General features: G+C 70.9%; 17 protein-coding genes and 3 pseudogenes. 16 read left to right on the top strand and 4 right to left on the bottom strand.

Annotation, left to right across the window (positions count from 1 at the left end):
* Nucleotides 1-23: 23 nt before the first annotated feature.
* Nucleotides 24-1,529: a helicase HerA-like domain-containing protein gene (locus G4Q83_RS01980; RefSeq protein ID WP_128418869.1), complete on the bottom strand. Its 1,506-nt coding sequence runs from the start codon at nucleotides 1,527-1,529 to the stop codon at nucleotides 24-26.
* A 188-nt stretch (nucleotides 1,530-1,717) separates the two neighbouring features.
* On the opposite strand from G4Q83_RS01980, the gene G4Q83_RS01985 reads away from it, so the two are divergent.
* Nucleotides 1,718-3,316 carry a transglycosylase SLT domain-containing protein gene (locus G4Q83_RS01985; protein ID WP_128418870.1) on the top strand — a complete coding sequence of 533 codons (1,599 nt, stop codon included), beginning with the start codon at nucleotides 1,718-1,720 and terminating at the stop codon, nucleotides 3,314-3,316.
* Between the two features lie 372 nt (nucleotides 3,317-3,688).
* On the opposite strand, the gene asd is transcribed toward G4Q83_RS01985, so the two are convergent.
* The gene (gene asd / locus G4Q83_RS01990; protein ID WP_128418871.1) at nucleotides 3,689-4,537 is read right to left on the bottom strand and encodes an archaetidylserine decarboxylase; all 849 of its coding nucleotides are present in this window, start codon (nucleotides 4,535-4,537) and stop codon (nucleotides 3,689-3,691) included.
* Nucleotides 4,534-5,181 (bottom strand): SCO family protein, encoded by a 648-nt coding sequence (locus G4Q83_RS01995; RefSeq protein WP_128418872.1) that lies wholly within the window; start codon nucleotides 5,179-5,181, stop codon nucleotides 4,534-4,536. The genes asd and G4Q83_RS01995 overlap by 4 nt, the downstream gene beginning before the upstream one ends.
* A 79-nt stretch (nucleotides 5,182-5,260) precedes the next feature.
* Here G4Q83_RS01995 and prmB point away from each other — a divergent pair, with 79 nt between their 5' ends.
* The 8 genes from prmB (at nucleotide 5,261) to G4Q83_RS02035 (ending at nucleotide 13,428) form a co-directional block, all read left to right on the top strand.
* Complete coding sequence (gene prmB / locus G4Q83_RS02000; RefSeq protein WP_128418873.1) at nucleotides 5,261-6,187, top strand: 50S ribosomal protein L3 N(5)-glutamine methyltransferase; 927 nt, start codon at nucleotides 5,261-5,263, stop codon at nucleotides 6,185-6,187.
* A 10-nt stretch (nucleotides 6,188-6,197) separates the two neighbouring features.
* Nucleotides 6,198-7,289 (top strand): chorismate synthase, encoded by a 1,092-nt coding sequence (gene aroC, locus G4Q83_RS02005; protein WP_128418874.1) that lies wholly within the window; start codon nucleotides 6,198-6,200, stop codon nucleotides 7,287-7,289.
* Between the two features lie 121 nt (nucleotides 7,290-7,410).
* On the top strand, nucleotides 7,411-8,439 hold the full coding sequence (locus tag G4Q83_RS02010; RefSeq protein WP_128418875.1) for a 2-hydroxyacid dehydrogenase: 1,029 nt from the start codon (nucleotides 7,411-7,413) through the stop codon (nucleotides 8,437-8,439).
* A 100-nt stretch (nucleotides 8,440-8,539) separates the two neighbouring features.
* Nucleotides 8,540-9,565 (top strand): aspartate-semialdehyde dehydrogenase, encoded by a 1,026-nt coding sequence (locus G4Q83_RS02015; protein ID WP_128418876.1) that lies wholly within the window; start codon nucleotides 8,540-8,542, stop codon nucleotides 9,563-9,565.
* 190 nt (nucleotides 9,566-9,755) lie between these two features.
* Nucleotides 9,756-11,711 carry a type IV pilus assembly protein FimV gene (locus G4Q83_RS02020; RefSeq protein WP_465270771.1) on the top strand — a complete coding sequence of 652 codons (1,956 nt, stop codon included), beginning with the start codon at nucleotides 9,756-9,758 and terminating at the stop codon, nucleotides 11,709-11,711.
* Nucleotides 11,712-11,773: 62 nt separating this feature from the next.
* Nucleotides 11,774-11,989, top strand: a complete 216-nt coding sequence (locus G4Q83_RS02025) for a hypothetical protein (protein WP_128418878.1) — start codon at nucleotides 11,774-11,776, stop codon at nucleotides 11,987-11,989.
* Between the two features lie 6 nt (nucleotides 11,990-11,995).
* Complete coding sequence (gene truA, locus G4Q83_RS02030; RefSeq protein WP_128418879.1) at nucleotides 11,996-12,769, top strand: tRNA pseudouridine(38-40) synthase TruA; 774 nt, start codon at nucleotides 11,996-11,998, stop codon at nucleotides 12,767-12,769.
* Nucleotides 12,766-13,428, top strand: coding sequence for a phosphoribosylanthranilate isomerase (locus G4Q83_RS02035; RefSeq protein ID WP_128418880.1), 663 nt, complete (start codon nucleotides 12,766-12,768; stop codon nucleotides 13,426-13,428). The genes truA and G4Q83_RS02035 overlap by 4 nt, the downstream gene beginning before the upstream one ends.
* 109 nt (nucleotides 13,429-13,537) lie before the next feature.
* On the opposite strand, the gene G4Q83_RS02040 is transcribed toward G4Q83_RS02035, so the two are convergent.
* A complete protein-coding gene (locus G4Q83_RS02040) occupies nucleotides 13,538-14,428 on the bottom strand; it encodes a LysR family transcriptional regulator (RefSeq protein WP_128418881.1) in 891 nt (296 codons plus the stop codon).
* 95 nt (nucleotides 14,429-14,523) lie between these two features.
* On the opposite strand from G4Q83_RS02040, the gene trpB reads away from it, so the two are divergent.
* The 7 genes and pseudogenes from trpB to G4Q83_RS24390 form a co-directional block, all read left to right on the top strand.
* Nucleotides 14,524-15,741, top strand: coding sequence for a tryptophan synthase subunit beta (gene trpB, locus G4Q83_RS02045; RefSeq protein ID WP_128418882.1), 1,218 nt, complete (start codon nucleotides 14,524-14,526; stop codon nucleotides 15,739-15,741).
* Between the two features lie 11 nt (nucleotides 15,742-15,752).
* A pseudogene (locus tag G4Q83_RS24200) lies at nucleotides 15,753-16,237 on the top strand (cupin domain-containing protein).
* On the top strand, nucleotides 16,234-17,049 hold the full coding sequence (trpA, locus tag G4Q83_RS02055; RefSeq protein ID WP_128418883.1) for a tryptophan synthase subunit alpha: 816 nt from the start codon (nucleotides 16,234-16,236) through the stop codon (nucleotides 17,047-17,049). The pseudogene G4Q83_RS24200 and the gene trpA overlap by 4 nt, the downstream one beginning before the upstream one ends.
* 282 nt (nucleotides 17,050-17,331) lie before the next feature.
* Entirely contained in the window at nucleotides 17,332-18,222 is an 891-nt protein-coding gene (gene accD, locus G4Q83_RS02060) for an acetyl-CoA carboxylase, carboxyltransferase subunit beta (protein WP_128418884.1), read from the top strand.
* A 157-nt stretch (nucleotides 18,223-18,379) separates the two neighbouring features.
* Nucleotides 18,380-19,726: a phosphoglucosamine mutase gene (gene glmM / locus G4Q83_RS02065; protein WP_128418885.1), complete on the top strand. Its 1,347-nt coding sequence runs from the start codon at nucleotides 18,380-18,382 to the stop codon at nucleotides 19,724-19,726.
* 530 nt (nucleotides 19,727-20,256) lie between these two features.
* Nucleotides 20,257-20,421: pseudogene (locus tag G4Q83_RS24385) on the top strand (IS110 family transposase); the annotation flags it as partial.
* A 189-nt stretch (nucleotides 20,422-20,610) separates the two neighbouring features.
* Nucleotides 20,611-20,949 (top strand): annotated as a pseudogene (locus G4Q83_RS24390) (transposase); the annotation flags it as partial.
* Between the last annotated feature and the right edge of the window lie 90 nt (nucleotides 20,950-21,039).

A 21,039-nucleotide genomic window follows, 5' to 3' on the forward strand; every position in this document is an offset into this window, starting at 1 on the left:
CCCGCCTTTGCCGTCCGCCACGCTCAGTGCTTGCCGCCGAAGATGCTGCCGAAGATGCCGCGCACGATCTGCTGGCCGATGCGGTTGCCGACGGTGCGCGAGGTCTGCTTGGCCATCGCCTCCAGCATGCCCTGGCGGCGCTTGGTGCCGAACACCGCATCCTTGATCGCCTGGCCGAAGCCGCTGTCCTGCGCATCGTCCTGCGCGCGCGTGCGCGCCGCCGGCGCCGTGGTCTTCTCCGTCACCTGCTCGACCCGCCGCGCCAGCAGTTCCGCTGCCGACTCGCGGTTGACCGCGGTGTCGTAGCGGTGGCCGACCACGCTGCCGGCCCGTACCTGCGCGCGCTCGGCCTCGCAGATCGCGCCCATCCGGCAGCGCGGTGGCGCGATCAGGGTCTGCTGCACCGGCGACGGCACACCCTTGTCCTGCAGCGTCGACACCAGCGCCTCGCCGGTGCCGAGCTGGGAAATGGCCTTGGCCACGTCCAGCTTGGGATTGGCCACGAAGGTCTCGGCGGCGGTGCGCACCGCCTTCTGGTCGCGCGGGGTGTAGGCGCGCAGCGCGTGCTGCACGCGGTTGCCGAGCTGGCCGAGGATGGCGTCCGGCACGTCGTCGGGGAACTGCGAGCAGAAGTACACGCCCACGCCCTTGGAGCGGATCAGCCGCACCACCTGCTCGATGCGCTGCACCAGCGCCGGCGGCGCGTCGTCGAACAACAGGTGCGCCTCGTCGAACACGAACACCAGCTTGGGCTTGTCCAGGTCGCCCACTTCCGGCAGCCGCTCGAACAGCTCCGACAGCAGCCACAGCAGGAAGGTCGAGTACAGGCGCGGCTTGAGCACCAGCTGCGCGGCGGCGAGGATGCCGATCACGCCGCGGTCGTCGCTGCCGACCCGCATCAGGTCGGCCAGGTCCAGCGCCGGTTCGCCGAAGAAGCCTTCGCCGCCGTCCTGCGCCAGGCGCAGCAGCGCGCGCTGGATCGCCGCCACCGACGGCGCGCTGACCAGGCCGTAGGCGGTGGAGACGTCCTTGCGCTGCTCCACCACCAGGCCGAGCAGGGCGCGCAGGTCGTCCAGGTCGAGCAGCAGCAGGCCGCGGTCGTCGGCCAGCTTGAACACGATGTCGAGCACCCCGGCCTGGGTGTCGTTGAGCTCCAGGATCCGCGCCAGCAGGGTCGGCCCCATTTCGCTGACGGTGGTGCGCACCGGGTGCCCGAGCTGGCCGTACAGGTCCCAGAACACCACCGGGTTGGCGGCCGGGGCGTAGTCGGCCACGCCGATGTCCCTGGCGCGCTGCAGCACTTTCTCGTTGCCGTCGCCGGCCACCGCCAGCCCGGCCACGTCGCCCTTCACGTCGGCCATGAACACCGGCACGCCGATCCGCGAGTAGCCTTCGGCCAGGGTCATCAGGGTCACGGTCTTACCCGTGCCGGTGGCCCCGGCGACCAGCCCGTGGCGATTGCCCAGGCGCGGCTGCAGCAGCACCGCGACGTCGTCGGTCACGCCTTTGCCCAGCAGGATCGGGTCCATGAACAGCTCCGCGGTGAGGTGGGCCGATTCTAGGCGTTCGCGCCGGCGCCCGCTCGCCGGCGGGGCGGGGTCGGACCGCACGAGGCGATGAACGGATGCTCTGCCGGCGCGGTGTCGGGGATCGCCCGACCTTGCCGCGATGTGACAGCGGCGGCTACCCTGCGGCCTTTCCGTCGTCGCGTCCCATCATGCCTCTTTCGTTCCGTCTCACCCATGGATGGCCCGTCGTGGCTGCCCTGGCGCTGGCCTGCGCCGCGCCTGCCGCCCACGCCCAGCGCGTCTCCGCCCGCGACAAGGCCGCCATCGACGTACTCGACCAGCGCCTGGCCGCGGCCGAGAAACGCTACAACGACGCGATGGTGCTGGTCGGCAACAGCGACCCCAAGGGCGCCCAGGAAAGCGATGCGGCGCTGGAGGACATCGAGGACGTCATCGACGCCTGCATCAAGCAGCGCGGCTGCCAGGTCGGCACCTTCCTGGGCGCGTACAAGCGCCTGCTCAAGGCCAAGGCCGACGCGCAAGGCGAGGCCGCCGATGCCGATGCGACCGACGATGACGCCGCGCCGCTGCAGGCCGACCCCGACCACATCCGCCCGCTGGCCGCCGACGTGCCGGAAGCCGCGCGCGCGGCGAGCCTGCTCAACGACCAGCGCCATGCCTTCGATGCGATGGTCGAATACAACCCGGCGGTGCAGGCCGGCATCCGCCGCTGGCTCACCGACATGCGTCCGTCGCTGATGACCAGCTACGAGAACTACCAGAACCTGCGCGCGATCATGTGGCCGGAATGGGAGAAGCGCGGGCTGCCGGAAGCGCTGCTGTTCGGCATCATCGCCAAGGAGTCCAACGGCCGCGTGCACGCCAATTCGCGGGTCGGCGCCGCCGGGCTGATGCAGTTCATGCCGGCCACCGGGCGCCGCTTCGGGCTGGGCCCGGACGGCACCGGCTTCGACACCCGCTACGACGCGCGCAGCGCCGCCGAGGCCAGCGCGGTGTACATCAACGAGCGCATGGCCGAGCTCAACCGCAGCATCGAGTTGTCGCTGGCCGGCTACAACGGCGGCGAGGGCCGCGCCGCGCGCGTGTTCAACCAGATGCAGGGGCGCAGTTTCTGGGAGGCCTCGGTGTACAACCAGTTCCCGGCCGAGACCAAGGACTACGTGCCGATGGTGATCGCCGCGGCCTGGATCTTCCTGCACCCGCAGCAGTACGGCGTGGCGTTCCCGAAGATCAACGCGCAGCTGGCCACGCTGCGTCTGGCCAGGTCGACCACGATCTACGAGCTGACCATCTGCCTGGGCAGCGACGGCACCCGCGACGGCTACCTGCGCGCGCTGCGCAACCTCAACCCGCGCTACGAGCCGGACGGCTGGATCCCGGCCGGGGTCACCCTCAACGCCACCACCAAGATCGTCGGCCTGTACAACCGCTATTGCGTCAGCGGCCCGCGCGCCGACCTGGCGCGCGCGCTGATCACCGCCGACGTCAACGCGGCGATCCGCAGCAGCACGCCGGCGGTGGCCGATCCCACCGGCAACGTGGCGGTGGGCGACGCGACCCCGGTGGCCGGCGTGCCGACCACGGTCGCCACCGGGCGCCCGGCGCCGGTCAAGCCCAAGCCCAAGCAGGCGCGCAGCTACCGCGTGGCCAAGGGCGACACGCTGGGCCGCATCGCCGACCGCTACAGCTGCGATCTCAAACAATTGGCCAAGGCCAACGGCCTGCGCGCGCCGGGCTATGCATTGAAGCCAGGCCAGTCGCTGAAGATGACCGGCTGCGACAAGTAGGCCGTACGCCCTTCTCCCACCGGGAGAAGGGGGCGTGTGGCGCACGCAACGCGTCGCGATGGTCCCGCCGCGCCGCAGATCAAAAGCGAAGATTTCCCTCTCCCGTCGGGGTAGGGGTAGGGGTGAGGGTACGGCAGCACCGGGAGTGCAAGGCCGCCGGCGCGCGCTGTTGCCGCCCCAACACCCGCGACGTTGGAGGGAGCGCCTGTGTGCCCAGCGTTACACCGAGCCTGACCGGCGTTTCCGCCGCCCAGCCTGGATCGAGCGTCGCCGCGGCTGGCCGCAGCAGCACGATCACCGTGGAGCCGTAGTTGAAGTGCGCCGCGCCGCAGGACAAGGAAGGCGCCTGTGCGTCCGTGGCGCCGCCGCGCGTCAGCCCTGCAGCCGCCTGGCCAGCGCCTGACCGAGCCGGACCGCGGTTTCCGCCGCCAGCCCCGGATCCAGCTGCGCTACGCCTGGCGGCAGCAGCACGATCACGGTGGAGCCATAGTTGAAGCGCGCCATCTCCGCGAACCGCTCCAGCACGATGCCCTTGCCGCGCCAGTCCTTGCGGGTGAGGCGCTCGCCGTAGCGCGGGATCTCCACGCCGCTCCACACCGTTTCGACGCCGGAGACCAGCAGCGCGCCGACCATCACCGAGGCCATCGGGCCGAAGTCGGTGTCGAAATGGCAGACCAGGCGCTCGTTGCGCGCGAACAGCCGCGGCACGGCGCGCACCGCGTCCGGACCGACGCTGAACAGCCGCCCCGGCACGTGCACGGTCTCGCGCAGGGTGCCGGTCCAGGGCATGTGCACGCGGTGGTAGTCGCGCGGGGACAGGTACACGGTGGCGTACAGGCCGTTCGCGAACGGCGCCGCCGCGGCTTCGTCGCCGAGCAGCTCGGCGGCGGTGAACGCCTGGCCCTTGGCCTGGAAGATGTGGCCGTCCTGGATCGGGCCGAGCTGGCTGATGCGGCCGTCGGCCGGCATCAGCAGCGCCTGCGGATCGGGAGCGGCGATGCGCGCGCCCGGCCGCAGCGCCCGGGTGAAGAAGGCGTTGAAGGTCGGATAGGCGCGCGGATCGGGCTCGGCGGCCTCGGTCAGGTCCACCCCGAAGCGGCGCATCACGGTGTCGATCAGCCATTGCTTCAGCCCCGGCCGCGACGAGTAGGCCAGGCGCCGCGCCAGCGAGGACAGCAGCCGGTGCGGCAAGACGTAGGTCAGCGTGGTCAGCAGGCTCATGGCGCGGTCGCCTCGGTCAGCGCCTGCAGGTCGGCGGCGATCGCCGCCGGCTCGAACGGCGGACGGATCAGCCCGGCCTGGCGGCCTTGCGGGTCGAGCACCGCGATCGCGGCGGAGTGGTCCATGCTGTAGTCCTTGGGGTTTTCTTGGAAATGCTTGCCGGGCACCTTCTGGAACACGAAGCCCAGCGCAGTGGCGAAGCGTTCCAGCTCCGGCACGTCGGCGGTGGCGGCGAGGGTGTCCTGGTGGAAGCCGTGGGCGTAGGCGCCCAGCCGCGACGGCGTGTCGCGCTCGGGATCGACCGAGATGAACAGCACCCGCGGGCGCAGCGCGTCGGGGATCGATGCCCATTGCCGCTGCGCCCGGGCCAGCTCGGCCAGGGTGGTCGGGCAGACGTCCGGGCATGCGGTGAAACCCAGGAACACCAGCGTCCAGTGGCCTTTCAGCTCGCCGGGGACCAGCGGCGTGCTGTCGGACTGGCGCAGGTGGAAGTCGGGCAGGGCGCGCGGTTGCGGGTATAGGCGCACGGTACGGGTGTCCGGCCACGCCGAAGCGCCGCCGCCGACGTGCTTCTGGGCCAGCAGCAAGCCCAGGCCGGCGGCCAGCGCGACCACCAGGACGATGCCGAAGTTTTGGTTGAACATACTGATTTCCCTTGCAACGAACGCTCATGATAGCGGTCGGGCCTCTATAATCGGGGGCCGAATCGCCTTGCCTGTTGCCATGACTGCCGACGCGGCCGCCGAACTCCACACGATCATCGATCTGATCCGCTACGGCAGCAGCCGTTTCAACGCCGCCGAACTGAGCTTTGGCCACAGCTACGACAACGCCCTGGACGAAGCCACGCAACTGGTGCTGCATGCGCTGCACCTGCCGCACGACCTGGGCCCGGCCTACGGCGGCGCGCGCGTGACCACGCCGGAGAAGGCGCAGGTGCTGGCGCTGTTCGAGCGCCGCATCGCCGAGCGCATTCCCGCCGCCTACCTGACCGGCGAGGCCTGGTTCGCCGGACTCAGCTTCAAGAGCGACGCGCGCGCGCTGGTGCCGCGCTCGCCGATCGCCGAGCTGATCGAGGCCGGTTTCGAGCCATGGCTGGCCGGGCGCCACGTCGATCGCGCGCTGGACCTGTGCACCGGCTCGGGCTGCATCGCCATCGCGATGGCCCACTACAACCCGAACTGGCAGGTGGACGCGGCCGACATCAGCGACGACGCGCTGGCGCTGGCCGCCGAGAACAAGGCGCGGTTGCTGGCCCACAACGTCGCGCTGGTCAGGTCGGACCTGTTCGCCGGGCTGGAGGGCCGCCGCTACGAACTGATCGTGACCAACCCACCGTACGTCACCCACGCCGAGACCGACGCGCTGCCGCCCGAGTACGCGCACGAGCCGGAACTGGGCCTGCGCGCCGGCGACGACGGCCTGGACCTGGCGCTGAAGATCCTGCGCGACGCGCCGGCGCACCTGAGCGAGGACGGCCTGCTGATCTGCGAGGTCGGCGAATCCGAGCGCGCGCTGGTGCAGTTGCTGCCGGACGTGGAATTGGCCTGGGTCGAGTTCAAGGTCGGGCAGATGGGCATCTTCGCGGTGGACGCCCGCGAACTGGTCGCGCACCGTGCGCGCATCGCCGAACTGGCCGCGGGCCGGTGAGCCGGCGGCCATGAGCGCGAACAGCTTCGGCACCCTGCTGACCGTCACCACCTTCGGCGAATCGCACGGGCCGGCGATCGGCTGCGTGATCGACGGTTGCCCGCCGGGGCTGGAGCTCGACGCCGACGCGTTCGCCCACGACCTGCAGCGCCGCGCCACCGGCAAAAGCCGCCACACCTCGGCGCGGCGCGAGGCCGACGCGGTCGAGATCCTGTCCGGGGTCTATGCGGGCCGCACCACCGGCACCCCGATCGGCCTGCTGATCCGCAACACCGACCAGCGCAGCAAGGACTACACCGACATCGCCCGCCAGTTCCGCCCGGGCCATGCCGACTACAGCTACTGGCAGAAGTACGGCATCCGCGACCCGCGCGGCGGCGGCCGCTCCTCGGCGCGCGAGACCACGATGCGCGTGGCCGCCGGCGTCGTCGCCAAGAAGTGGCTGGCGCAGCGCTACGGCGTGCGCGTGCGCGGCTACCTGTCCCAACTCGGGCCGCTGCTGCCGCAGGGCTTCGCCTGGGACGCGGTGGAGGACAATGCGTTCTTCTGGCCGCACGCGGCGCAGGTGCCGGAGCTGGAACGCTACATGGACGCGCTGCGCAAGTCCGGCGATTCGATCGGCGCCAAGGTCACCGTGGTCGCCGACGGCGTGCCGCCGGGCTGGGGCGAGCCGATCTACGGCAAGCTCGACGGCGAACTGGCCGCGGCGCTGATGAGCATCAACGCGGTCAAGGGCGTGGAGATCGGCGACGGTTTCGCCGCGGTGACCCAGCAGGGCACCGAGCACCGCGACCTGATCGCGCCGGACGGCTTCCTGTCCAACCATGCCGGCGGTGTGCTCGGCGGCATCGCCACCGGCCAGCCGATCGTCGCCTCGCTGGCGTTCAAGCCCACTTCCAGCCTGCGCCTGCCCGGCGCCACGGTGGACGTGGACGGGCAGGCGGTGGACGTTGTCACCACCGGCCGCCACGATCCTTGCGTCGGCATCCGCGCCACCCCGATCGCCGAGGCGATGGTGGCGCTGGTGCTGATGGACCAGGCGCTGCGCCACCGCGCGCAGTGCGGCGACGTCGGCAGCGTCGCCCCGCGGATTCCTGGGTGAACGGGAACGTGCCATGCGCGGCATTGCCGCACAGTTCCTGCGAGCGCCCGGCCATGGATGGCCGGGCCGGTGTCGCCGGCATTACCATTTCGCGCCATGGATGGCAGCAGGGAGTTTCGTGATGTCCGCCAGGCCGCGGGTGTGGGTCAGCCAGCCGCTGTTCGACGACGTCGTCGCACGGCTCAGCGCGCATTGCGCGCTGACCACCACCCAGGACGTGACCAAGTATTCGCCGGCGCAGCTGGCCGCCGCCCTGGCGCCGCTGGACGGTGCGCTGGTGACGCTCAACGAGCGCATCGGCGCGGCCGAGATCGCTGCCGCGTCGCGCCTGCGCGCCATCGCCAACGTCGGCTACAACAACCTGGACCTGGACGCGCTCAGCGCGGCCGGCATCGTCGCCAGCAACACGCCCGACGTGCTCACCGAGACCACCGCCGACCTCGGCTTCGCCTTGCTGATGGCCGCGGCGCGGCGCATCACCGAGTCCGAGCGCTGGCTGCGCGAGGGGCAGTGGCGGCAATGGTCGTTCCAGACCATGCTCGGCGCCGACGTGCACGGCAGCACCCTGGGCATCCTCGGCATGGGCCGCATCGGCCAGGCCATCGCGCGCCGCGCCGCCGGTTTCTCGATGCGCGTGCTGTACCACAACCGCAGCCGCCTGCCGGCCGAGGTGGAGCGCGCGCACGCCGCCGACTACGTCGGCTTCGACGAACTGCTGGCGCGCGCCGATCACCTGCTGCTGGTGCTGCCGTATTCGGCGCAGTCGCACCACATCCTCGACGCCGCGGCGCTGGCGCAGATGCGGCCGACCGCGACGCTGGTGAACATCGCCCGCGGCGGCCTGGTCGATGAGCCGGCGCTGGCAGATGCCCTCGCGCACGGGCGCCTGGCCGCGGCCGGGCTGGACGTGTACGAAGGCGAGCCGGCGGTGCGCCCGGAATTGCTGGCGCTGCGCAAGGTGGTGCTGACCCCGCACATCGGCAGCGCCAGCGACGCGACCCGCCGCGCGATGGTGGCGCTGGCGGTGGACAACCTGCTGGCCGCGCTGGGCATCGGCGCCGACGCCGGGCGTCCGCCGAATGCGTTGAACCTGGACGCGATCGCGGCTGCCGGCAACGGCGGCGGCATTGGCGCGGGCAAAAAACGATAGGGAACCTACGGCGACCTGAGCGGCGCGCTCGGGAGGTTCCCCGAATCCAGCTGGCAGTGCGGCTGTTCTCCCTTTCTCCTACCCGATCGAACCCCCTCCCATGAGCAACGAACCCCGTCGTTTCAACGTCGCCGTCGTCGGCGCCACCGGCGCCGTCGGCGAAACCATGCTGGCCATCCTCGTCGAGCGCGATTTCCCCGTCGCCACCCTGTATCCGCTGGCCTCCGAGCGCTCGGCCGGCGGCCAGGTCGAATTCAAGGGCCAGAACGTCACCGTGCTCGACCTGGCCACCTTCGACCCCACCGGTGTGGACATTGCGCTGTTCTCCGCCGGCGGCGCCATCTCCAAGGAATACGCGCCGACGTTCGCCGCCGCCGGCGCGGTGGTGATCGACAATTCCTCCGCGTTCCGCTACGACGACGACGTGCCGCTGGTGGTGTCGGAAGTGAACCCGCAGGCGCTGCAGCAGCGTCCGCGCGGCATCGTCGCCAATCCCAACTGCTCGACCATGCAGATGCTGGTGGCGCTGGCGCCGCTGCATCGCGAGTACAACATCGAGCGGATCAACGTGGCCACCTACCAGTCGGTGTCCGGCGGCGGCCGCTCGGCGCTGGAGGAACTGGGCAAGCAGACCGGCCAGCTGCTCAACTTCCAGGACATCGACCCGCAGCGCTTCCCGGTGCAGATCGCCTTCAACCTGATCCCGCACATCGACGACTTCCTCGACAACGGCTTCACCAAGGAAGAGATGAAGCTGGTCTGGGAGACGCGCAAGATCCTCGGCGACGACAGCATCCAGGTGAACCCGACCGCGGTGCGCGTGCCGGTGTTCTACGGCCACTCCGAAGCGGTGGCGATCGAGACCACCCGAAAGGTGACGGTGGAGCAGGCGCGCGCCGTGCTGGCCGCCGCGCCGGGCGTGGAGGTGGTCGACGAGCGCAAGGCCGGCGGCTATCCGACCCCGGTCACCCACGCCTCCGGCAACGACGCGGTCTACGTCGGCCGCATCCGCGAGGACCTCTCGCATCCGCGCGGCCTCAACCTGTGGATCGTCTCCGACAACATCCGCAAGGGCGCCGCCCTCAACGCGGTGCAACTGGCCGAACTGGTGGCGCAGGAAGGCTGAAGATGTAGCCGGGACTCGGAACCGGGGACCCGGGGGGGCTGACGCGAGAGTGGAGGGCGCCCCCGCGACAGGTTTGTGCAACGGCAAGGCATGCAGGCTCTTGCCATTCTCTTTTGCTCTTCCGGGTCCCGGGTCCCGGGTCCCGGCTTCATATATATTGCACGCCACGACACCCAAGGGCCGAGGCGTAATGCGCCTACAACCACGTAGTTTCCATCGCCTTCGTCGCCATACCGCGCCTGCGGCCGGTCTGCGCCGCGCCTGGCGCGCGACGTGCGCGGTGCTGTTGCTGGCCTGCAGCCAGGCCGCGCTGGCGCTGGGGTTGGGCGACATCCGCGTGCTGTCCAAGCCGGGCGAGCCGTTCCTGGCCGAGATCCCGGTGATTTCCAACGAGCCCGGCGAACTGGAGAACGCGCGCGTGGCGCTGGCCTCGCCCGCAACCTTCGCCCGGGTCGGGCTGCAGCGCCCCGACGGGCTGGTCGGCGACCTTCAGTTCCAGTTCGCCCAGACCAACCAGGGCCGCGCGGTGATCCGGGTCAGCAGCCGCATGCCGGTCCAGGTGCCGTCGCTGAGCTTCCTGATCGAGGTCGACTGGGGCCAGGGCCGGCTGATCCGTGAATACTCGGCGCTGGTCGATGCGCCCAACACCGCCGCCGCGATCGATGCGCCGACGATCGATGCACCGGCCGCGGCGCTGCCGTCCGACCGCATCGTCCGCAGCGCGCCGTTGCCGCCGGCGGCCGCGCCGAATGCGCCGACAGCAGCGGTGCGCAGCGTGCCGGCGCCGGTGGCTGCGCCCGGCGACGCGTTGGCGCCGGTGCAGCGCGGACAGACCTTGTCGCAGATCGCCGGGCAGCTGGCGCGCGGCAACGGTCATTCGCTGGACCAGACCATGCTCGCGCTGCTGCGCGCCAACCCGGATGCGTTCATCCGCGGCAACGTCAACCTGCTCAAACAGGGTGCGGTGCTGCGCACGCCACGCCAGGAGGAATTGGCCAGCATCGATGCCGCCGCCGCCGCCGCCATCGTCCGCGAGCAGGCCGCGCAATGGCGTCAGGCGCGCGTGCCGGTGCCGCAGCCGGCACAGGCGCAGCAGGCCGTGGCGAATGCGACGGACGCTTCCGCCCGCCCGGCCGCGACTGCCGGCGCACGCCTGGAAATCGCGCCGGCGGTGCCGGCGCAGCGCGACAACGCAGGAACCAGGTCCGGCACCGGTGCCGGCGATGAGGGAGACATGGTGGCGACTCAACAATTGCAGCAGGCGCGCGAAGACCTCGCGGCACGCGATGCCGAGGTCCAGGAACTGCGCTCGCGGGTCGAGCAGCTGGAAAAGCTCAAGTCCCAGCAGCAGCAACTGATCGCGTTGAAGGACAGCGACCTGGCCGCGGCGCAGAAGCGCCTGACCCAGGCCGGGCAGACCCAGGCCCCGGCGCAGCCCGCGCCGGCGGCGGCCAACGGCTGGCCGCTGTGGCTGTGGGGCGGATTGGCGCTGTTGGTGCTGGGCGTCGGCGCATTGCTGCTGTCGCGCCGCCGCAAACCCTCGCCGTTGCCGCCGCTGCCGCGGCACGACGACGACACGGCGGCGCTGGCCGCGGCGGTGCCGGTGGTGGCGCATCGCCACATGGATGCCCCGGACCTGCCTCCACTGGACGAGCGCACGCACGACGTGGCCGAAGACGAGGCGTACGAAGAGCAGGCTTACCAGGAGCAGGCGTTCGAGCGCAAGCTGGCCGGGCATGCGCCGCGTCACGACGACGCGGACGACGTGCCGGTAGCGGAGCATCCGCACTTCGCATTGCGCCCCGATGCCGAGGCCGAGGTTGCGCCCGTGGCGCAGGCGCCGATCGACGCCGACGCGCCATGGCGGCAGCCGCCGCCGGTGCTGGCGCCGACCCCGGTCGCGCCAGCGGTTGCGGCACGCCACGAGCCGACCTGGCATCAGGAGGATGTGCCGGCCGCCGCCGAACCGATCGCCGAGCGGGAGCCGACCCATCCGCCGATCGGCCGCGAGCGCCTGGAGCTGGCCGTGGCCTACATGGACTTGGGCGACAACGAAACCGCGCGGACTCTGCTGACCGAAGTGGCGGCCGGTGGCGATCCGGCGGCGCGTGCCGAGGCCGTGCAGTTGCTGGGACGCCTGGGCTGAGACGCGCGGGCGGCGTGCGGCGGCTTCGCTGTCGCCGCCCTGCCGCGACAGGGAATGCGACGATGCGCGAACACACCTTCGACCCTGCCGCCGCGCCGATGCGCTGCCAGGCCGCGGCTGGCCTGATGCGTGCTGCCGGGGGGGCCGACCGCCAAGCTTGCATGGCGTTGCCGCGGCCGCCCGCGGCCGCCGGCCGGCACGCGGCGCGGCGGGTCCGCGCGGGCCGTCACGCACGGCACTGGACGCTCGCGCCCGCGTTGCGCGTCGTGTCGGAGTAGGGCGCGATGCGTTACGCATTGGGGGTGGAATACGACGGCAGCCAATTCCAGGGCTGGCAGCAGCTCGGCGAATCCGGCGGGCCGAGCGTGCAGGCGGCGCTGCAGGCGGCGCTGTCGTCGGTGGCCGACATGCCGGTGAGCGTGGTCTGCGCCGGCCGCACCGACGCCGGCGTGCACGGCGAGTGCCAGGTGGTGCACTTCGATTGCGCCGCGCTGCGCGCGCCGCGCGGCTGGGTGCTCGGCGCCACCGCGCGGCTGCCGGCCTCGGTCTGCGTGCGCTGGTGCGTGCCGGCCGCGGACGATTTCCATGCGCGGTTCTCGGCGCGCGCGCGGCGCTACCGCTACCGCCTGCTCAACCGCCAGGTACGCCCGGCGCTGTACCGGCAGACGCTGAGCTGGGAACGGCGGCCGCTGCAGGCCGAGGCGATGCACGCCGCGGCGCAGGCGCTGCTGGGCGAACAGGACTTCAGCGCATTCCGCAGCATCCAGTGCCAGGCGCTGCATGCGCGCCGCGAACTGCAGTCGATCGCGGTGACCCGGGTCGGCGAGGTCGTCGAGGTCCAGGTCCAGGCCAATGCATTCCTTCATCACATGGTGCGCAATATCGTAGGCTCCCTAATCATGGTGGGAACGGGCGACAAGCCGGTGCCCTGGATCGGCGAACTGCTCGCCGGGCGCGACCGTCGCGTCGCAGGCCCGACCGCGCCACCGCAGGGGCTGGCGTTCGTCGGTCCCCTCTATCCCGCCATCTGCAAGCTTCCGGCCGAGGTCACCCTATGAATCGAACGCTGTATCGCACCCGCATCAAGTTCTGCGGCATGACCCGTGCCGGCGACATCCGCCTGGCGGGCGAGCTTGGGGTGGATTCGGTAGGGTTCGTGTTCGCGCACGGCAGCCCGCGGCGGGTGGCCCCGGCCGAAGCCCGCGCGATGCGGCAGGCGGCCGCGCCGATGGTGGACGTGGTCGCGCTGTTCCGCGACAACCCCAAGGACGAGGTGCGCGAGGTGCTGCGCACGTTGCGGCCGACCCTGCTGCAGTTCCACGGCGACGAGGACGACGGCTTCTGCCGCGGCTTCAACCTGCCGTACCTGAAGGCGGTGCCGATGGGCGGCAGCGACGTCAACGCCCGCACCCTGCAGCTGCAGTACCCGAACGCCGCCGGCTTCCTGTTCGACAGCCATGCCCCCGGCGAGAGCGGCGGCTCCGGCAAGACCTTCGACTGGACGCGCCTGCCCACCGGCCTGCACCGGCCGTTCCTGCTCGCCGGGGGCATCACCGCCGACAACGTGTTCGACGCGATCGTGGCGACGCTGGCGTGGGGCGTCGACGTCTCCAGTGGCATCGAGAGCCAGCCCGGCATCAAGGACGGGCACAAGATGCGCAAGTTCGTCGAGGAAGTGCGCCGCGCCGACTGCCACGAACTGGCCAACGGCTGCTGAGCCCGCCGCCGCGGCATCGGCTGGCCGGCAGCGGCACGCGGCGTCCCGGCAGGCTGCGCGACATCGCGCACCGCGCGATGCCATGGCGGCTCCCGCGGCACCCGGCGATTCAGCACAGTTGCATGCGCAGCCAGCCTGCCAGCGCGTCGATGCGCGGATCGTCGCGTTCGCTGGTCGCGCACAGCGCCCACTGCCCGCCGGTGTCGGTGAAGCCCCATGGCGCCAGCAGGCGCCCGCTGACCAGTTCGTCGGCGACCAGCGGCTGCGGCGCGATCGCCACGCCGATCCCGGCCAGCGCGGCTTCCAGCAGGTAGTACAGGTGCTCGAAGCCGGTGCCGTAGCGCAGCGCGGCCGGGTCCAGGCCATGCGCCTGCGCCCAGGCCGGCCATGCCTGTGGGCGCGAGGCGGTGTGCAGCAGACGTTGCCGCAACAGCGCCGACGGCGGGCTCGCCGCCAATGCCTGCGCGTGCGGCAGGGCCGGGCTGAGCACCGCGCCGATCCGTTCCGGCGCCAGCACCTGCACCTGCCAGCCGTCCGGCCATGGCGCCTGGCCGAGCAGCAGCGCGGCGTCCAGGCCGTCCAGGTCGGCGCCAAACTCGCCTTCGTGCGCGGACAGGTGCAGGGTCAGTGCGGGCAGGTCGCGCTGCAGCGCCTGTAGGCGCGGGATCATCCAGCGCGCCAGGATGCTGCCCGGGCAACCCAGCACCAGCGCGCTGGGCCGCGCCGGGCGGCGCAGTTCCGCCACCGCGTCCTGCAACTGGGCGAAGGCGCCGCCGGCCGCCTCGCGCAGCCGCTCGCCGGCCGCGGTCGGGCGAATGCCGCGGCCCTCGCGCTGCAGCAGCGCCAGCCCCAGTTCCTCCTCCAGCAGCCGGATCTGGCGGCTGACCGCGCCATGGGTGACGTGCAGTTCGGCCGCCGCGCGGCCGACGCTGCGCAGCCGCGCGGCCGCCTCGAACGCGCGCAAGGCGTTCAGCGAAGGCAGGCGGCGCAGGCTGGACATGTGAGATTTCCTGACGGGTATGCGCAGACTTTATCGGTTTTTGCCGGGCGACGCGCGCGCTAAAGTGCGCACCTATCCTGCTGCCTGCGATCGCCATGTCTTCCGTTCCCATCAGCGACTTCCACGCCTATCCCGACGCCAGCGGCCACTTCGGCCGCTATGGCGGCCGCTTCGTCGCCGAGACCCTGATCGGGCCGCTGCAGGAGCTGGCCGCGGCCTACGACCGGGCGCGCCAGGACCCGGCCTTCCTCGCCGAGTACGACAAGGACCTGAAGCACTACGTCGGCCGGCCCAGCCCGATCTACCACGCCGAGCGGCTCAGCCGCGAGGTCGGCGGCGCGCAGATCCTGCTCAAGCGCGAGGACCTGAACCACACCGGCGCGCACAAGATCAACAACACCATCGGCCAGGCGTTGCTGGCCGGCCGCATGGGCAAGACCCGCATCATCGCCGAGACCGGCGCCGGCCAGCACGGCGTGGCCAGCGCCACGGTGGCCGCGCGGCTGGGCCTGGAATGTGTGGTGTACATGGGCGCCACCGACATCGAGCGGCAGAAGATCAACGTCTACCGGATGCAGCTGCTCGGCGCCAGGGTGGTGCCGGTGACCTCCGGTTCGGCCACGCTCAAGGACGCGCTGAACGAGGCGATGCGCGACTGGGTGACCAACGTGCGCGACACCTTCTACATCATCGGCACCGTCGCCGGCCCGGATCCGTATCCGCGCATGGTGCGCGACTTCAACGCCATCGTCGGCCGCGAGGCGCGCGCGCAGATGCTCGAAGACTACGGCCGCCTGCCGGACGCGATCAGCGCCTGCGTCGGCGGCGGCAGCAACGCGATCGGCCTGTTCCATGCCTTCCTCAACGATCCCGGGGTGAAGATCCACGGCGCCGAAGCCGCCGGCGACGGCATCGCCAGCGGCCGCCACGCCGCCTCCATCGCCGCCGGCCGTCCGGGCGTGCTGCACGGCAACCGCACCTACGTGATCTGCGACGACGACGGCCAGATCATCCAGACCCATTCGCTCTCCGCCGGCCTGGACTACCCGGGGGTCGGCCCCGAGCACGCGTTCCTGTCCGACAGCGGCCGTGCGGTCTACCAGGGCATCACCGACGACGAGGCGCTGGCCGCCTTCCACCTGCTGGCGCATACCGAGGGCATCCTCGCCGCGCTGGAATCCAGCCATGCGGTGGCGCAGTCGATCAAGCTGGCGCGCGAGCTGCCCAAGGACGCGCTGGTGCTGTGCAACCTGTCCGGCCGCGGCGACAAGGACGTGCACACCATCGCCGCGCGCGAAGGCATGGTGCTGTGAAAGCGCAGGGCATGTGCCGGCTCGGCGGCGCCATCGCGCTGCTGTGCGCGTCTGCGCTGGCAGCGGCGGCTGCGGCGGCACCGGAGTTGGATCGCAGCGGCGCGGTGCGGATCGGCCAGCGCTTGGCCGAACTGGCGCCGCGCGCGGCCTGGCAGCGCGACGACGACGGTCCGATCGAGCACATGCCGGGTTGCTGCCCGCGGACGTGGCGATGAGGGTGCTGGACGGCCGCTTCGCCCGCTCCGACGTCACCGACCCCGGGCCGCCCGGCCCGTTCGGCGTCCGCATCGGCGACAGCGAGGCCGCGGCGCGCGCGCGCCTGCCCGCCGGCTACGGCGTCGAGCCGCACCACTGCGGCGGTCCCGGCGACCGCTATCTCACCTGGCGCGACCCGCAACGCGGGCGCGCGGTTCGCTACGAAACCGGAGAAGGCACCGTGACATCGAGGTACTGGAGACGCTGGGACGCCGTGCAACTGGTCGAGGGCTGCGCATGAGCCGCGCCTCGGACCGCATCGCCGCGCGCTTCGACGCGCTGCGCCAGGCCGGACGCAAGGCGCTGATCCCGTTCGTCACCGCCGGCGATCCGTCGCTGCAGGCGACGCTGCCGGCGATGCATGCGCTGGTCGAGGCCGGCGCCGACGTGATCGAGCTCGGCGTGCCGTTCTCCGACCCGATGGCCGACGGTCCCATCATCCAGCGCAGCTCCGAGCGCGCGCTGGCGCGCGGCGCCGGCCTGGCCTACGTGCTGCAGACGGTCAGTGCGTTCCGCCGCGACGATGCGGCCACGCCGGTGGTGTTGATGGGGTACCTCAATCCGGTCGAGATCCACGGCACCGCGCGCTTCGCCGACGAGGCGGTGGCCGCCGGCGTGGACGGCGTGCTGCTGGTCGACCTGCCGCCGGAAGAATCGGCCGAGACCCTGGCGATCTTCACCGCGGCCGGCCTGGACCTGATCGTGCTGGCCTCGCCGACCACCAGCGACGCCCGCATCGGCCGGTTGTGCGATGCGGCGCGCGGCTACCTGTACTACGTCAGTTTCGCCGGCGTGACCGGCGCCGACCATCTCGACACCCGCGCCGCCGGCGATCGCCTGCGCCAGCTGCGCGCGCGTTCCGCGGTGCCGGTGGTGGCCGGGTTCGGGATCAAGGACGCCGCCAGCGCCAAGGCCATGGCCGCCGATGCCGACGGCGTGGTGGTCGGCAGCGCGCTGGTCGCGGCGCTGGCCGAGGCGGGCACCCTGCAAGAGGTGCGCGACCGTGCGCTGGCCTTCCTGGCGCCGCTGCGGCAGGCGCTGGACCCAGGGTGAAAACGCGTGGGTCTGCGGGCGGCGGCGATCTGGTCGGCGCCGGTCGCCGCCCCATCGGCATGGTCCGCTCGCACAGCGACGCCCGGTCGGCTTGACGGAAGGTACTGTTCGTCGCGGCCGAGCGCGCCGCCGGGCCGCGGCCGCAAGGGCGGGATTGTTGCGATGCGGCAAGGGCATGGCGCTGCGGCTCGCGCGGTCGCATTGCGGCGCGATGTCTAGCGTCACGCTAGACTGTCGCCCCTTGGCGGCCCGGCGGGCCGCGCGACTGGATCGTCATTCCGCATGAGTTGGCTCAGCAAATTGATGCCCTCCGGCATCCGCACCGACAGCACGCCCAGCAAGAAGCGCAGCGTTCCCGAAGGCCTGTGGGAGAAGTGCCCGAACTGCGGCGCCGTGCTGTACCGGCCGGAACTGGAGGAGAACCTGGAGGTGTGCCCGAAGTGCGGCCACCACATGGCGATCCGCGCGCGCGCGCGGCTGGCGGCGCTGTTCGATCCGGACACCGCGCCGACCGAGATCGGCGCGCGTCTGGGCCCGACCGACGCGCTGAAGTTTAAGGACCAGAAGAAGTACGGCGAGCGCATCAAGGCCTCGCAGAAGAGCACCGGCGAGTACGACGCGCTGATCGCGATGCAGGGCCTGCTGAAGGCGCAGCCGCTGGTCGCCGCCTCGTTCGACTTCGCCTTCATGGGCGGCTCGATGGGGTCGGTGGTCGGCGAGCGTTTCGCGCTGGCCGCCGAGACCGCACTGCGGATCGGCGCGCCGTTCGTTTGCTTCTCCGCCAGCGGCGGCGCGCGCATGCAGGAAGGCCTGTTGTCGCTGATGCAGATGGCCAAGACCTCGGCCGCGCTCGGGCGCCTGCGCGAGGCCGGCCTGCCGTACGTCTCGGTGCTGACCCATCCGACCACCGGCGGCGTCTCGGCCAGCTTCGCCATGCTCGGCGACATCAACATCGCCGAACCGCACGCGCTGATCGGCTTCGCCGGCCCGCGGGTGATCGAGCAGACCGTGCGCGAGACCCTGCCGGAAGGCTTCCAACGCTCGGAGTTCCTGCTCGAGCATGGCGCCATCGACCAGATCTGCGACCGCCGCGCGCTGCGCGAGCGCCTGTCCGAACTGCTGGCGATGATGATGCGGCAGCCGGCACCGGCCAAGACGGAGGTAGTGGCGTGATCGTCGGGACTCGGAGTGTCGGGACTCGGGACTCGGGACTCGGGACTCGTGGTCTGGCGTGGCGGATACTTTGCGCGAGGAGAGAGCGCTTCTCGCAATCCCTGAGTTTCTCAGCTTTTGACCGAGTCTCGAGTCCCGAGTCCCGAGTCCCGCAGCGATGAGCGCCCGCACCTACTTCGGCACCGACGGCATCCGCGGCCGGGTCGGGCAGGGCGCGATTTCCGCCGATTTCGTGATGCGCCTGGGCAACGCGCTGGGCCGCGTGCTCGGTGCCGGCGGCGGCGTCCGGCCGACGGTGGTGATCGGCAAGGACACGCGCATTTCCGGCTACATGTTCGAGTCGGCGCTGGAGGCCGGGCTGGTCGCCACCGGCGCCAACGTGCAGTTGCTCGGGCCGATGCCGACCCCGGCGGTGGCGTTCCTGACCCGCACGCTCGGCGCCGACGCCGGCATCGTCATCAGCGCCTCGCACAACCCGCACTACGACAACGGCATCAAGTTCTTTTCCGCCGAGGGCGAGAAGCTTGACGACGCCACCGAGAGCGCGATCGAAGCCGCGCTCGACGCGCCGTTCGCCACGGTGGATTCCGAGCACCTGGGCAAGGCGATGCGCGCGCGCGACGCGATCGGCCGCTACATCGAGTTCTGCAAGGCCAGCGTGCCGCGCGGCTTCGACCTGCGTGGGCTGAAGGTGGTGCTGGACTGCGCGCATGGCGCGACCTACCACATCGCGCCGCTGCTGTTCCGCGAACTGGGCGCCGAGGTGATCGCGATCGGCGCTGCGCCGGACGGGCTCAACATCAACGCCGGGGTCGGCTCGATGCACATCGACAACCTCGCCGGCAACGTGCGCAGCCATGGCGCGCAGCTGGGCATCGCCTTCGACGGCGACGGCGACCGCGTGCTGATGGCCGACGACCAGGGCAATCCGGTCGATGGCGACGACCTGCTGTACGTGCTGGCGCGTGGCTGGCAGGCCAGCGGCCGCCTGCGCGGTCCGGTGGTTGGCACGCTGATGACCAACTACGGGCTGGAACAGACGCTGGCGCGCCTCGGGATCGCGTTCCAGCGTGCCAAGGTCGGCGACCGCTACGTGCATCAGGCGCTGGTCGAGGGCGGCGGCATCCTGGGCGGCGAGGCCTCCGGCCATCTGCTGTGCCTGGACCGGGCCAGCACCGGCGACGGCATCGTCAGCGCCTTGCAGGTGCTCGAGGCGCTCGCGCGCGACGGCGTCGGCCTGCGCCAGGCGCTGGCCGGGCTGGTCAAGGTGCCGCAGAAGACCGTCAACGTGCGCCTAGAGACCGGCGCCCGCGCGGCGGTCGAGGCTGCCAGCGTGCAGCAGGCGCTGCAGTGGGCGCAGGCCGCGGTGCAGGGCCGGGGCCGCGCCTTCCTGCGGCCGTCGGGCACCGAGCCGGTGGTGCGCGTCACCGTCGAGGCCGACGATGCGGCGCTGGTCCAGCACACGCTGGATGCGCTGGCCGGGGCGGTGCGTGACGCGGCGTGAGTCGCTGCTGATCGCGTTCGGGGTCGGCCTGGCCAAGGCCGCCACCTTCTGCCTACTGTACCGCCTGCTGCGCTAGAGCGTTTTCGATCCAAGCGATGCCACTTGTGGGAGCGACTTCAGGGCACCTCGAACAACCTGTCATATCGTTGAGAGGATTTCGCATCCTCTGGTCCAACCGGGCAGGCGGCAGCACGAAACCGCTCTGCGTCGGCAATTGAGGGTGGGATGAGGCGGCGCTGGGCCATCTCATTCAATCACGCTGGCGACAGCGCCCTATGCTGTGCGTGACCTGCTGGACAGACGGGCGCAGTCATCGCACACCTCGTGACGATGCCAGCCTGTTGGCTGAGCTGCGCCAGGAGATTACCGATTTGCCAAGCTATGGCTACCGGCGCGCGCCAGGAACCAGCCATGGACCAGGCGCTTTATTGCGAATAGGACGGTGACTGGGATACGGGGGCAATATCACAACTGGGCGCTACCAATTTGCCTGCGCCTGTGCTCTGCAAGCCGCAGGATTCCGAGCAGCGGTGATCCATCCGAGGCAGGCACGGGACTTCGCAAAGGCGATGGGCAGACTGGCAAAAACGGATCGCGTCGATGCCCTGATGCTGGCAGAGCTGGCCGAAGCGATCGACAAACGCCCAGACCAGGATCGTTTCACCAAGCCGATGGCAGATGAGACGCAGCAGTGCCTGCATGCGCTGGTGACTCGCCGCAGGCAGCTTGTACGCTTGCAAGTCAGTGAACGTCAGCGCAAGTACGCCTCTCACGCGGATGTGCAGCCTGGGATCATTGAGATGATGAACATCCTTAAGCGCCAGGTTCAGGACATCGACGCGAGGATCGCAGCACATCTCGCCAAGTATCGAGCCAGTCTGACGAAGCTCCTGCAGAGCGTCAAAGGCGTTGGGCCAGCGACAACGGTTGCGCTGATTTCCGAACTTCCAGAATTGGGGCAGCTCAAGGCCAAGCGGATATCCTCACTGGTCGGCGTCGCGCCAATGAACCGGGACTCGGGCCAGTCACGCGGCAAGCGCATGATCTGCGGTGGTCGAGCAACGGTGCGCAGCGCCCTCTACATGGCGGCAATCGTGGCTATGCGGCACAACCCTGTGATCCGAGCCTGCTATCAGCGGCTGGTGGCCGCAGGCAAGCCCAAGAAGGTCGCCATCGTGGCTTGCATGCGCAAGCTACTGATCATTCTGAATGCCATGGCAAGAACCGGCATGCCATGGAAAGAAGGGGCAACACCTGCTCGAAGCGATGCTGAGAGCGACAGCGGGCCACCACAAGGCCGAGTGGACCCGATC

The sequence above is a fragment of the Xanthomonas theicola genome (genome assembly GCF_014236795.1).
GTDB classification, from domain to species: domain Bacteria; phylum Pseudomonadota; class Gammaproteobacteria; order Xanthomonadales; family Xanthomonadaceae; genus Xanthomonas_A; species Xanthomonas_A theicola.

What these genes read in the sequence shown, in the direction of transcription:
- accD (WP_128418884.1), top strand. Translation starts at nt 17,332, where the DNA reads ATGAGTTGGCTCAGCAAATTGATGCCCTCCGGCATCCGCACCGACAGC.
- asd (WP_128418871.1), bottom strand. Translation starts at nt 4,537, where the DNA reads ATGAGCCTGCTGACCACGCTGACCTACGTCTTGCCGCACCGGCTGCTG.
- G4Q83_RS02035 (WP_128418880.1), top strand. Translation starts at nt 12,766, where the DNA reads ATGAATCGAACGCTGTATCGCACCCGCATCAAGTTCTGCGGCATGACC.
- G4Q83_RS02025 (WP_128418878.1), top strand. Translation starts at nt 11,774, where the DNA reads ATGCGCGAACACACCTTCGACCCTGCCGCCGCGCCGATGCGCTGCCAG.
- G4Q83_RS01985 (WP_128418870.1), top strand. Translation starts at nt 1,718, where the DNA reads ATGCCTCTTTCGTTCCGTCTCACCCATGGATGGCCCGTCGTGGCTGCC.
- G4Q83_RS02015 (WP_128418876.1), top strand. Translation starts at nt 8,540, where the DNA reads ATGAGCAACGAACCCCGTCGTTTCAACGTCGCCGTCGTCGGCGCCACC.
- trpA (WP_128418883.1), top strand. Translation starts at nt 16,234, where the DNA reads ATGAGCCGCGCCTCGGACCGCATCGCCGCGCGCTTCGACGCGCTGCGC.
- glmM (WP_128418885.1), top strand. Translation starts at nt 18,380, where the DNA reads ATGAGCGCCCGCACCTACTTCGGCACCGACGGCATCCGCGGCCGGGTC.
- G4Q83_RS01995 (WP_128418872.1), bottom strand. Translation starts at nt 5,181, where the DNA reads ATGTTCAACCAAAACTTCGGCATCGTCCTGGTGGTCGCGCTGGCCGCC.
- G4Q83_RS02020 (WP_465270771.1), top strand. Translation starts at nt 9,756, where the DNA reads ATGCGCCTACAACCACGTAGTTTCCATCGCCTTCGTCGCCATACCGCG.
- truA (WP_128418879.1), top strand. Translation starts at nt 11,996, where the DNA reads ATGCGTTACGCATTGGGGGTGGAATACGACGGCAGCCAATTCCAGGGC.
- aroC (WP_128418874.1), top strand. Translation starts at nt 6,198, where the DNA reads ATGAGCGCGAACAGCTTCGGCACCCTGCTGACCGTCACCACCTTCGGC.
- G4Q83_RS02010 (WP_128418875.1), top strand. Translation starts at nt 7,411, where the DNA reads ATGTCCGCCAGGCCGCGGGTGTGGGTCAGCCAGCCGCTGTTCGACGAC.
- trpB (WP_128418882.1), top strand. Translation starts at nt 14,524, where the DNA reads ATGTCTTCCGTTCCCATCAGCGACTTCCACGCCTATCCCGACGCCAGC.
- prmB (WP_128418873.1), top strand. Translation starts at nt 5,261, where the DNA reads ATGACTGCCGACGCGGCCGCCGAACTCCACACGATCATCGATCTGATC.
- G4Q83_RS01980 (WP_128418869.1), bottom strand. Translation starts at nt 1,529, where the DNA reads ATGGACCCGATCCTGCTGGGCAAAGGCGTGACCGACGACGTCGCGGTG.
- G4Q83_RS02040 (WP_128418881.1), bottom strand. Translation starts at nt 14,428, where the DNA reads ATGTCCAGCCTGCGCCGCCTGCCTTCGCTGAACGCCTTGCGCGCGTTC.